We start from the raw sequence: 12,518 nt of genomic DNA on the forward strand, positions 1-12,518 counted from the left end.
AGATACTGGAGGTAGAGTAACGCAGGAGCTTGTTACCGAGGATCACTATTCGCTTCAATCATCTGCCTTGCCTACAGCACTTTGAACTCCCGCTGAAAGATCACATATTTAATAGGATTGGTATTACTGCTTCAAATGACTTTGATGTAGAAGACTACACCTACAGTCATTTTCATTGTTTTGGGCTTAGTGATGCAGCCTAAAATAGATCATATTCTAATAAGGATTAGTATAAAATCGCAGTTCAAAAATGATATCGATCCAATAACAAAAAGCCTGCAATTGCAGGCTTTTTGTTAAGGAACGGATTAATTACTTTTTACGCCAAGTTGTTCCACTTGGGCCATCTTCTAATACAACCCCTAACGCATTTAAACGATCGCGAGCAACATCCGCAGCAGGCCAGTCTTTTTCCGTACGGGCACGGTTACGTTCAACGATAAGTGCTTCAATTTCTGCCACTTCATCGTCACTGCCCTCACCTTTAAAGAAAGCTTCTGGCGTTTGGCTGATAAGGCCAAGCACATCTGCTAACTGCTTTAAACTGACACCCAATGCCGATGCTGCAGCCATATCGGTTACTTTAAGACGATTAATTTCACGCACCATCTCAAATAAAACAGAATAGGCTTCGGGTGTATTAAAGTCGTCATCCATTGCCGACTTAAATTTTGCAACAAATGTGTCGGCGGGAGCGGCTGCTACGGTTAAATCTAAATCTTTAAGTGCTGTATATAAACGCTCTAATGCTGCACGAGCTTGCTTTAAATTATCTTCAGAATAGTTTAACTGACTACGGTAATGGCCTGATAATAAGAAATAACGTACGGTTTCTGGATCATAATGCTCAAGCACATCACGGATGGTAAAGAAATTGTCTAACGATTTAGACATCTTTTCACGGTCAACCATTACCATTCCAGTGTGCATCCAATAATTCACATAAGGTGTATCGTGGGCACAGCAAGACTGAGCAATTTCATTTTCATGATGCGGGAACTGCAAGTCAGATCCACCACCATGAATATCAAAATGAATACCTAAGTGCTTGCTATTCATTGCTGAACACTCAATATGCCAACCAGGACGGCCAGGCCCCCAAGGCGATTCCCAAGTAGGCTCACCGGGTTTGGACATTTTCCATAACACAAAATCCATAGGATTGTGTTTAGCATTATCGATTTCAACACGAGCACCGGCTTGCAGTTGATCAAGGTTTTGGCCTGATAGCTTTCCATACTCGGGGAATGATGCAACACTAAATAGTACATCGCCATTACTGGCAACATAAGCATGACCACGGTCAAGCAGACGCTGAACCATATCGATAATTTCTTCAATATGTAACGTTGCTCGAGGCTCAAAATCTGGACGTTTCATGTTCAAGGCATCAAAATCTTGGTGCATTTCGGCGATCAAACGCTCAGTTAGCGACTCACAAGATTCGTTGTTTTCAGCCGCGCGTTTGATAATTTTATCATCTACATCGGTAATGTTGCGCTGAAAATTTACTTCGTAGCCTACGTAACGTAAATAACGCACTATCATGTCAAACGAAACAAAAGTACGCCCGTGACCAATATGACATAAATCGTAAATGGTCACGCCACAGACGTACATTCCGATTTTACCTGGATTTATTGGTTTAAACTCTTGTTTCTCACGGCTAATACTATTGTAAATCTTCAACATCGATTGTTCTCTTTTACACTAATTTATAACAGGAAATATTTACGCTGAGTCTAACATGATGTCACCTGTTTTGAATACTGCACTTTAAGCCGCAGTTAAGATAAGTTAGAATCGCGCAAATTATTTTTTTCAAGTGAGACAACATGATTACTTTACATACCAATTTTGGTGATATTACTTTGCAGTTAAATGAAGACAAAGCGCCGATTACTGCCGCTAACTTTATGCAATATGTTGAAGATGGTTTTTTTGACGGTACTATTTTCCATCGTGTTATTGACGGCTTTATGATCCAAGGTGGCGGCTTTACTGAAGACATGAGTCAAAAAAATGTTAAAGCGTCAATCAAAAACGAAGCGAATAATGGTTTATCCAACCGCAAAGGTACTGTTGCTATGGCGCGAACATCAGATCCGCATTCTGCAACAGCACAGTTCTTCATTAACGTAAATGACAATACTTTCCTTGATTTTAAATCAGAAACTTCTCAAGGATGGGGTTACTGTGTGTTTGGTGAAGTCGTTGAAGGTTTAGACATTATTGAAAAAATCAAGAATGTCGCCACTGGCAATCGTGGTATGCATCAAGATGTGCCATTAGAAGCTATTGTGATTGAAAGCGTTAGCGTTAAAGCATAATTTTGAAAAGAACTGTCTTTGTGGGCGATTTACACTTAAGTGCCGATCGCCCCGATATCACCCAAGCTTTTACACATTTTCTAAGCCAAGGCTTAGAAAATGCTGAAGCACTGTATATTATTGGCGATCTATTTGAAGTATGGATGGGTGATGATATTGCACAACCCTTCAGTGTTGCTATTGCTGAAGCAATCAAAACCGTATCGAGCAAAATTCCAGTTTACTTTATTCATGGCAATCGTGATTTTATGGTTGGCAAACTATTTTGCCAACGAGCAGGTATGCAGATATTACCTGAGGTTTATTGTATCAACTTGTATGGGGTTAATACTGTAATTTTGCACGGTGATAGCCTATGCACACTTGATCATGCCTATCAGCGATTCAGACGTTTTCGAAGTATTGGGCTTGTCCGTTGGATTTACGCTCATCTACCAAAAAGTACCCGCTTAAAAATTGCTGCTAAAATTCGTCAAAAAAGCATGCAAGGCAATCAACAAAAACGCTATGAAGTTATGGATGTTGAAGATAGTTCCGTCACTGCACTACTGGCCAATACTGGCTGCCAAAGAATGATCCACGGTCATACTCATCGTCCTGCTATTCATCAGTTAACACCTCAAACACAACGTGTTGTTGTTGGAGATTGGTATACCCAAGGCAGTGTGTTAAACGTGAATGAGAATGGTTGCAAATTAGTCACATTACCCTTTTGTGAAACAACCTAAACATACGTAACGGTATCACAATCGGGCTTTATTGCTGTCGCGTAATCCTTAATTATTGTGATGGTGTGCCACTGTGGAAACGAAACTCGTCTTCTTCTGCTAAAATTAACGCCTTTTCTTTTTTGCGAAAATAATCAATGCGATCACTTATATCATTACCAGTTATATCCTGTGCAAGCACCAAGTAATCTTGAAAATGCCGGGCTTCAGAACGGAGTAATGAAGTATAAAATTTGGCCAGTTCCTCATCTAAATGTGGCGCAAGTTTAAAAAAACGCTCACATGAACGAGCCTCAATAAATGCACCAATAATTAACTTATCAATTAAAGCAGCTGGTTCGTGTGTACGAACATGAGCGATTAATTGCTTAGCATAACTGCCTGCGCGAATATTATTGTAATCAATTCCTCGCGCAGTCATTATTTGTAAAACCTGCTCAAAATGATGAAACTCTTCTTTAATGAGACGCACCATTTTATTCATTAAGTCAGTACTATTGACTAAGTTGCTATTGGCAATGAGCTCACTGGCGAAATCATTCTTTTTACTGTCTCGGGCCAAAAACGCTTCAACATTACGGTCTTGCTGATAAACAAAATCCTCGTAAGGCTTCGCCCAAACCTTTAATAAATTTGAACTACTTTTATCAATTGCATATTTGCGGATCATTAACATAGCTGTTTGCGCAGCTTTAAGTTCGCAATTGCAATGGTCAATTAACAATGTGGGTAACAGTTCAGGTTGCTTTGCTTTTTCGACCCAACGTTCTGGGGTCTCACAACCTAAAAAGTCATAAATAGGAACAAGTAGTTGCTGCATGGAATACACAATCCTTTCAAAAATCTCCAGTTATTTTACCTAGAGAGTGGACTTTTCTGAAGCCTAAAACGTAATACAACTTGACGAAAGTCTATTTATGTTCAATAAATAAGCCAAGCATCTTATTTTAACTATTTTGTAACAGATGCAATTGATCACCTTAAATAATGATTTTACATTGGGGTAAAGTCATAACTTAACAACGTAAAAACTGGCAATTTGCAATGTGTGATGCCAACACAATCCTATGTTGATAAGTGATGTGGACTGATTAAGGCGATTGATAAAAAGCTGTAGTCAGTTCGTCTGTCGTTTGGCGAGCTAGGTCAAAAATGCTAAACAAGGATAACTATAATGGTACTAAATCACTTAATGGGGCTTTACACTCATCCGAAACAAGAGTGGCACACTATTGAAAAAAATCATGAAGCGCTAAAAAGCAGTTTGAGTCATGTATTGCTTATTGCACTTATACCCGCCATATGTGCTTATATAGCAACGGCACATATAGGTTGGCATCCAGGAGCCGGAGAGCCTCTATTCCTGACATCTCAAAGCGCACTATTTATGTCAATTGGAATGTATTTTGGTTTAATCATTGGCGTTTTAGCACTGGCTTATTTAGCCTTTTGGATGGGTAGAACATTTGATGCTGACCCAACCTACACCCAAGCATTAGAACTAGCGTCCTATACGGCAACCCCTTTATTTATGGTCGGTTTAGCCGCACTTTACCCTGTACTCTGGTTCATTATGATCGTTGGATTAATTGGCCTAGCCTATTCGGTTTACCTGCTATATGCAGGAGTACCGATTATTATGAATATTCCCGAGGAAAAAGGCTTTATTTATGCAAGTTCCGTGGTTACGGCCGGACTTGTTTTACTAGTGGCCCTAATGGCGAGCAGTGTCATTTTATGGAGTATTGGCTTAGGCCCAATGATGCAATAATTGCTTGATTATTGATTATTGGAAAGCATATAAAAAGGCGCATTAAGCGCCTTTTTTACAATAAAAACAATTGGTTAAGCAAAGGTATCTCTTAACGGAACTGTTAAGTTAAATACTAAATGTTCAGCACTTGAATCTTTACTGTCTGCACAATAATAACCTTCGCGCTCAAACTGGTAGGCTTTTTCTGCTGGAGCATTAGCCATACTAGGTTCAACGAATCCATTAACCACAGTCAGTGAATTTGGATTCAGCACTTCATCAACGGTTTCAAACGCCGCAGGGTTTTCACTGGTAAAGAGCCTATCATATAAACGAAACTCAGCAGGTTGGGCTGTTGCAGAGTCAACCCAATGGATAACACCTTTAACTTTACGGCCATCAGCAGGATTTTTACCTAAAGTATCTGCATCATAGGTGCAATAGACCGTTGTAACATTTCCATCAACGTCTTTATCACAACGTTCAGCCTTGATGACATAAGCATTACGTAAACGAACTTCTTTACCTAACACCAAGCGTTTAAAGTGCTTATTTGCTTCTTCTTTAAAATCTTCAACGTCAATAAACAGCTCACGCCCAAATGAAAGTTCACGAGTTCCCATTGACTCATTATTGGGATGGGCAGGAGCAATAATGGCTTCTGACTCAGGGTTTGGATAATTTTCAATAACCACTTTAATGGGTCTTAATACTGCCATGGCACGTGGAGCATGCTCGTTAAGCTCTTCACGGATGCAAGCGTCTAACATACCCACTTCAATTAGGTTGTCTTGTTTAGTGACACCAATCCGTAAACAAAATTCACGGATAGATGCTGGAGTATAACCACGGCGTCGTAAACCTGCAATTGTAGGCATCCTTGGGTCGTCCCAGCCAGAGACCAGTTTACGCACGACCAAATCATTCAGCTTACGCTTAGACATCAAGGTATATTCAAGATTTAAACGTGAAAATTCATATTGATGTGGACGATCTGGCGCATGAAAATCATCTAAATGATCTAACACCCAATCGTAAAGACGGCGATTATCTTGAAACTCTAAAGTACAAATTGAATGAGTAATTTTTTCAATTGCATCAGAAATACAATGGGTAAAATCATACATTGGATAGATGCACCATTTATCACCAGTTTGATGATGATGAGCAAAACGTACACGGTAAATAATAGGGTCGCGCATACACATAAAAGGCGAAGCCATATCAATTTTTGCACGCAGCGCACACTCACCTTCTTTGAATTCACCTTGGCGCATTTTCTCAAACAGTACGAGGTTTTCTTCAATGCTTGTGTCACGATATGGGCTGTCTTTTCCTGGCTCTTTTAACGTACCACGATACTCTCTTGTTTGTTCTCCATTTAAAAAACAAACGTAGGCAAGCCCTTTCGTGATTAACTCAATAGCGTATTGATGTAATTGGTCAAAGTAATTAGATGAATAACGAATATCGCCAGACCATTCAAAGCCTAACCAACGCACGTCGTCCTGAATAGACTTAACATAATTGATGTCTTCTTTTTCAGGGTTTGTATCATCAAAACGTAAGTTACACTGACCTTGGTAATCTTTTGCAATACCAAAATTTAAGCAAATAGATTTAGCATGGCCAATATGTAAATACCCGTTTGGTTCTGGTGGAAAACGAGTATGTACTTGGCTGTGCTTACCGCTTTTTAGGTCTTCGTCTATGATATTACGAATGAAGTTACTTGGACGTACTTCGGTGTCCACATGACTCATGGAGTTCCTCTTGGCGCACAATGGCAATATGAATAAAAATAGATGATCCTACAGATCTTAAGTAGTTACAACTAGTGAGACCGAAAAAGTTAACCATAAAAAGCAAATAAACCCAGCAAAGCTGGGTTTATTGTATAAATATGACATTTTTGCAGCTAACTATTCCGTAACGATACGTATTCCTGGAATAATTTGTTGCGCTTTACGTCCTTTTTTACTAAGCCAAATATAAAAAACAATTAAAGCAGCAATAAAGAAAGCAATCCAACTCGCCGACTGGACTGGGTGTTGAGTAAACGTAGCACCTTGATAGACAACCGTAGCCGAACCATAAGCCAGCGAGAAGGTCCAAATAGCAGCAAAACGCGCCCATTTAGCACCAAACTCATTAACTAAAGCTCCCATTGCTGCAACACAAGGGGTGTAAAGCAAGATGAATAACAAATATGCAAATGCAGCGATCTGACTTTTAAAACCTGTTTGAAGTGCACTAAACGTTGAGGTATCAACAGCTAATTCCATTGCTGCTTCGTCTAAATCTGTGATGCCAGCAATGGCGATTGACAACGGATCTCCAGGTTCGATACCGAGTAAGTTTGACGGAATAGTCGCTAAACCTATTTTAACACTGTCCCAAATAGACACTAATTCTTCATCATCTCCACCACCATCGCTATATAAACTATTTAGCGTCCCAACCACGGCTTCTTTGGCAAAAATACCGGTAATAATACCTACCGTTGCCGCCCAGTTATCTTGTTCAATCCCCATGGGGCTAAACAGTGGTGTGATTTGCTGACTGGCAACACTGAGTAATGACGCTTCACTATCTTCATGGCCAAAGGAGCCGTCTGTACCAATGGCGTTAACAAAGTTAAGCAGTGTCACTACAATCACAATTGTTTTACCCGCGCCCCAAATAAAACTCTTAGTACGCTTGATTGTACGAGAGAATACAGCTTTAGACTTAGGCATTTCATAACTTGGCAATTCCATTACCACGGCACTGCTTGTTCCGGGCAATAGTGTTTTACGTAACAATAAACCAGTGCCTATCGCAGCAAAAATACCAATAATGTACAGTAGAAATACCAAATTTTGGCCGGAGTGTGGGAAGAATGCCGCAGCAAATAACGCATAAACCGGCAAACGTGCACTACAAGACATAAACGGAGCCATCATGCCGGTAACAATACGTTCACGCTCACTGCCTAACGTTCTTGTTGCCATAATCGCTGGAACAGAACAACCAAAACCAACAATCATCGGCACAAAGGCTTTTCCTGGCAAGCCAATACGTCGCATTAACCCATCTACAACAAATGCAGCACGAGCCATATAACCTGATGCTTCGAGCACTGATAACGCTAAAAACAATGCCGCTACTACCGGAATAAATGTTGCTACAGTCTGAATGCCTTGACCAACACCACCAGCTAAAATTGTTACTAACCAATCTGGCGAACCCACAGAAGATAATAATGCACCGAAATGGTCAACAAAAATGGCACCCGCAGTAATATCGAAGAAATCGATAAAAGAGTTACCTACGTTGATACTAAATAGAAACATTAGGTACATAACAAACAAGAAAATAGGGATACCCAATATTGGATGCAACACCAATTTATCAAGCTTATCTGTGGCGCTAATATGCTTACCTTGATTAACTGACGCTTCAAATATCTGTTGCACAAAATCGTAACGGGTTGTGGCGATCATAATATCGATATCTTCACCAGCTTGTTCTACCCTTTGGGTACATTGCTTTACCGTATCGTGTAATTGTACTTCACTCGTTCCACACCCATTTCCATGACTATTCGCTAATATGGCAAGTGCTTGCCCTCGGCTTAACTCTATAAGGCCTTGGTTATCATTTTGCATCTGCAGCGCGGTCACACTCGCTTCAATATCAGCATGATATTTCAACAACAATGATGAAGTAGAGTTAGAGTCACCTTTTTTCAATAATGACACTAATTCGGCCTGCAACTTTTCAACATCAGCTTGCTTGCGTGAGCAAATAGCAACAACAGGGCAGCCTAAGCGTGCCGACATATCGTCAACGTTTATGCTAATCCCGAGTTTTTTGGCTGCATCAATTTTGTTAATAACCACAATAATTGGAATGCCTAACTCACGCAATTGCGTTGTTAAATACAGGTGGCGCTCAACGTTTGTGGCATCAACTAAATTGATGATGGCATCCACTTGTTGATTTGAAAGGTATGCCTGAGCAATTTGTTCATCTAATGAACAATCACAACTATTACCAGCAGGCAGTAAATCATAAATACCGGGAAGATCGGTGAGAAAAATATCTGTATCAGAATAGCTCAACTTACCGGTTTTCTTTTCTACGGTAACACCCGACCAATTGCCAACTTGCTGGCTTGCACCAGTGAGCGCATTAAAAAGAGTCGATTTACCTGCATTGGGATTGCCCACGGTGACACAGTGAAATTGTTTAGTCATTTTTTAGAACTACCTCGATAATATCGGCTAAATCACAACGCATACATAATTTACTGCCACGTAAATCCAACTCAACCCCTGATCCCATAGGTGCACGACGTATAAAATGAAAATGAGTGTTAGGAGTAATACCCATTGATAACAATTTACGTTTGACAGTTTGCGGTAACGTTAATTGACCGATTTCAGAGATAATCGCCTGATCACCCGGTTTAAGTTCACTCAGCTTCATGCAACACTACCTTCAACAACATTAAATACGTGAAAATTTTATCTGAACTACCTAAGTTAAACTCAAATCTAGATCAAAGTTTCACCCGTTAACGAGAATAGTTTTCAGTTGTATTACGTATTATGTGACAAAAGCCCATTAGAATACAGCACAATGAAGAATTATTTTTAGTTTGAAACATAGGGCGTACAAATAATTATATTCTTTGATCAGTCAACAATCCCAAGTAACAATCATCTAACCAAACACCATAAATATAACAATTTTGTCTTAATGTTCCCTCAAGCACAAAACCAACCTTTTCGAGAACCATTCGCGAAGCCGTATTCTGTTGAGCACAAATACCAATATATTTATGCATTCTAAATTGTAAAGCCCCCCAATCAGTTACAGCTTGTAGACTTTCAGTTGCAAACCCCATTCCTTGTTGTTCAGGAGCAATAATATAACCCACTTCAGCTCGTCTCAATTCAGCATCATCACATCTAAAACCAATGAGCCCGACAAATTCGTTGGTATCAATCCGTTCAATAACGAGAGACAACCAATCACAAGATTCAAACTGCCAGAGAGCTTTACGCTGTTCAAATTTAGCCACAATATCCGATTCAGATTCAATACTTCGAATATATTGATTAATACCGTCATCAAGATGTAAGCGAAGAAAGTCTAGCCAATCATGTTGCTGTAAGTTACGTAATACTAAGCGTTCAGTATAAATCTGTATGTCCATGAACTTTTATCCATTAATAAAAATGGCAGCCTAAGCTGCCATTCATTATATAATCAAACGTACTAACCGCGACTAGTGACTTCAAGTAAATGGAATCCAAATTGAGTCTTTACCGGTCCTTGAACAACATTTAACGGCGCACTAAACACCACTTCGTCGAACTCTTTAACCATCATGCCTGGTCCAAAAGAACCCAATTCGCCACCTTGTGCACCTGACGGACAAGAAGAATTAGCTTTGGCTATCTCAGCAAAATCAGCGCCAGCTTCTATCTGCTGCTTAAGTGATTCGCATTGTTCTTGAGTACTTACGAGTAAGTGTCTAGCAGTTGCTTGTACCATAATATTGCTCCTAAAAATGTAATATCAAATGAAAAAAGTAACACTAACATAATGACAAAGTGATGACACAACAAAGTCACCACATTTGTGGGTCATTTATTTTGTTGATTCAGTCTTGATCCAATCAGCAATTTTGTTTTCCATTACCGCCATAGGTAACGAACCAGACGTTAACAATTGGTCATGAAAACCTTTAAGATCAAATTTTTCACCTAATGCTTTTTCAGCATCGGCACGTAATCTTAAAATAGTCAGCTGGCCAACTTTATATGATAAGGCTTGGCCTGGAATAGCCATATAACGTTCAACTTCGGCAATAATATCAGACTCAGCCATGGGTGAATTGTCTTTCATGTATTGGATAGCTTGTTCACGGCTCCAACCTTTGGCGTGAAGACCGGTATCAACAACTAAACGCATTGCTCTTAGCATTTCATCAGATAATTTACCAAAGTATTGATATGGATCACTAAAAACGCCCATTTCAATTCCTAAGTATTCAGAATATAAGGCCCAACCTTCTTCAAATGCGGTATAACCCTGGAAGCGCTGAAATTGAGGAACGTCAGTCAACTCTTGCTTAATAGCAATCTGAAAATGATGACCTGGTGATGCTTCGTGTAACGAAAGCGTTGTCATTCCCCATTTAGGTTGGGCTTTAAGGTTGTATGTATTAATATAAAAAATGCCAGGGCGAGAACCATCAACAGCAGGCGATTCGTAAGATGCACCAGCGGCCGATTTTTCGCGGAAACTTTCGACAGGTTTTACAATGTAATCCGCTTTGGGCATTATATTAAAATACTGTGATAACACCTGATTAATATGATCTTTAATTGTCATATAACCAGCAATCAAATCCTCTTTGTCTGTAAAAAAGTATTGTGGTTCTGAAGACAAAGAGTCAAAAAAAGCGCTTAAATCACCTTTAAAACCAACCTGCTCTCTAACCTTATCCATTTCAGATAAAATATGCGCCACTTCAGACAAGCCTATCTGATGGATCTTATCTACAGGTAACGTAGTGGTAGTATGGCTATTTGCCAAATGTTGATACCAATCTTTACCGTTAGGTAACCCCCACCAACCGTCTGAAGCACGGGCGTTTGGCAAATAAACATTTTTTACATAATCACGTAACTGAGTCATAGCAGGCAGCAATTCTGTATTGATAAGTTGGGTATACTCAGTCGTTAATGTTGCTTTTTGTTCTGTAGTAAAGCTTTCAGGTAATAAATTAATGGGTGAATAAAAAAGGCTACTTTTGGCATCAGTCACAAGTTGAGCATCTAATTGAGGAATAATCCGTTCTACCAGTACTCGAGGTAACACAACTTTACTGGCAATACCTTCATCCATTCGTTGCTGGGCGAGTTTCATCCAATTGATGAAACCACGTAATCTTAGCGACCAGTTCTCATAATCCTTTACCGTTTTAAAGGGTTGAGCACTCTCACCACTACCTAACTGGACCATAGTAAATACAGTGCTGTAAAATTGATTAATAGGCAAAAAATGCTCAGGATACGTTTCGCCAATGAGCTCCATGTTACGATCGTAAATGAACATGTCATAACTTAGTTTAAGAGCCGCAGGAAGCTTATCAACATCAATAGACTTAGCTTGGCTAAAATAGTCGCTATTTAAATCATGACGGGCTTTTAAGTACTCTTCACTTAACGCACCACCGAATTGGTCGTTATAATCATTAACACCAACAAAGGTGGCATAAATAGGTTCAAGCTTTAATTGATCATCAAAAAAGCGATCCACCATCGCTAGATATTGTTCTGAAGCAGATTGAGATATTTCAGCAGAGCTAGACTCTAGAGGCGCTTTTGATACAGAAGAAACCGTTGAGTCTTCTGAACACCCCTGAACAGCCAATAGTAACGACACACTTAGCGCCAATAATGTTTTATTCATTTTTATTATCCCTTAATACCAATTTCTTCATTGTATCTTTGGCTTGCTATACATGGAACAAAACTTCTTAAAAAACACACAAAGTAACAATTATTCTAATGAGGATCATTTAATACCAATCCTATTAAATATGTGATCTTTCAGCGGGAGTTCAAAGTGCTGTAGGCAAGGCAGATGATTGAAGCGAATAGTGATCCTCGGTAACAAGCTCCTGCGTTACTCTACCTCCAGCAT

At 39.6% G+C, this 12,518-nt stretch carries 11 protein-coding genes; 3 read left to right on the plus strand and 8 right to left on the minus strand.

Annotated elements, in window-relative coordinates; translation table 11 throughout:
* Positions 1–312: 312 nt before the first annotated feature.
* Positions 313–1,692 (minus strand): cysteine--tRNA ligase, encoded by a 1,380-nt coding sequence (gene cysS, locus ACWXWT_RS17600; protein ID WP_456042878.1) that lies wholly within the window; start codon positions 1,690–1,692, stop codon positions 313–315.
* Between the two features lie 143 nt (positions 1,693–1,835).
* Here cysS and ACWXWT_RS17605 point away from each other — a divergent pair, with 143 nt between their 5' ends.
* Both ACWXWT_RS17605 and ACWXWT_RS17610 read left to right on the plus strand, forming a co-directional pair.
* A complete protein-coding gene (locus tag ACWXWT_RS17605) occupies positions 1,836–2,330 on the plus strand; it encodes a peptidylprolyl isomerase (protein WP_456042879.1) in 495 nt (164 codons plus the stop codon).
* Positions 2,331–2,332: 2 nt separating this feature from the next.
* Positions 2,333–3,058, plus strand: coding sequence for a UDP-2,3-diacylglucosamine diphosphatase (locus ACWXWT_RS17610; RefSeq protein WP_456042880.1), 726 nt, complete (start codon positions 2,333–2,335; stop codon positions 3,056–3,058).
* A 52-nt stretch (positions 3,059–3,110) separates the two neighbouring features.
* Here the strand turns inward: ACWXWT_RS17610 and miaE are convergent, their stop codons facing one another.
* A complete protein-coding gene (miaE, locus tag ACWXWT_RS17615) occupies positions 3,111–3,878 on the minus strand; it encodes a tRNA isopentenyl-2-thiomethyl-A-37 hydroxylase MiaE (RefSeq protein WP_456042881.1) in 768 nt (255 codons plus the stop codon).
* A 354-nt stretch (positions 3,879–4,232) separates the two neighbouring features.
* On the opposite strand from miaE, the gene ACWXWT_RS17620 reads away from it, so the two are divergent.
* Complete coding sequence (locus ACWXWT_RS17620; protein ID WP_456042882.1) at positions 4,233–4,829, plus strand: Yip1 family protein; 597 nt, start codon at positions 4,233–4,235, stop codon at positions 4,827–4,829.
* A gap of 74 nt (positions 4,830–4,903) precedes the next feature.
* Here the strand turns inward: ACWXWT_RS17620 and glnS are convergent, their stop codons facing one another.
* The 6 genes from glnS to ACWXWT_RS17650 form a co-directional block, all read right to left on the minus strand.
* Entirely contained in the window at positions 4,904–6,574 is a 1,671-nt protein-coding gene (gene glnS, locus ACWXWT_RS17625; RefSeq protein WP_456042883.1) for a glutamine--tRNA ligase, read from the minus strand.
* 159 nt (positions 6,575–6,733) lie between these two features.
* Positions 6,734–9,052, minus strand: a complete 2,319-nt coding sequence (gene feoB, locus ACWXWT_RS17630; protein WP_456042884.1) for a Fe(2+) transporter permease subunit FeoB — start codon at positions 9,050–9,052, stop codon at positions 6,734–6,736.
* Complete coding sequence (locus ACWXWT_RS17635) at positions 9,045–9,284, minus strand: FeoA family protein (protein WP_456042885.1); 240 nt, start codon at positions 9,282–9,284, stop codon at positions 9,045–9,047. Before ACWXWT_RS17635 ends, feoB begins: the two co-directional genes overlap by 8 nt.
* 196 nt (positions 9,285–9,480) lie before the next feature.
* Positions 9,481–10,017: a GNAT family N-acetyltransferase gene (locus ACWXWT_RS17640; protein WP_456042886.1), complete on the minus strand. Its 537-nt coding sequence runs from the start codon at positions 10,015–10,017 to the stop codon at positions 9,481–9,483.
* A gap of 62 nt (positions 10,018–10,079) precedes the next feature.
* A complete protein-coding gene (locus ACWXWT_RS17645; RefSeq protein WP_456042887.1) occupies positions 10,080–10,358 on the minus strand; it encodes a peptidylprolyl isomerase in 279 nt (92 codons plus the stop codon).
* A 96-nt stretch (positions 10,359–10,454) separates the two neighbouring features.
* Complete coding sequence (locus ACWXWT_RS17650; RefSeq protein WP_456042888.1) at positions 10,455–12,284, minus strand: DUF885 domain-containing protein; 1,830 nt, start codon at positions 12,282–12,284, stop codon at positions 10,455–10,457.
* Positions 12,285–12,518: the final 234 nt, after the last annotated feature.

Source organism: Shewanella sp. A22 (assembly GCF_053850585.1).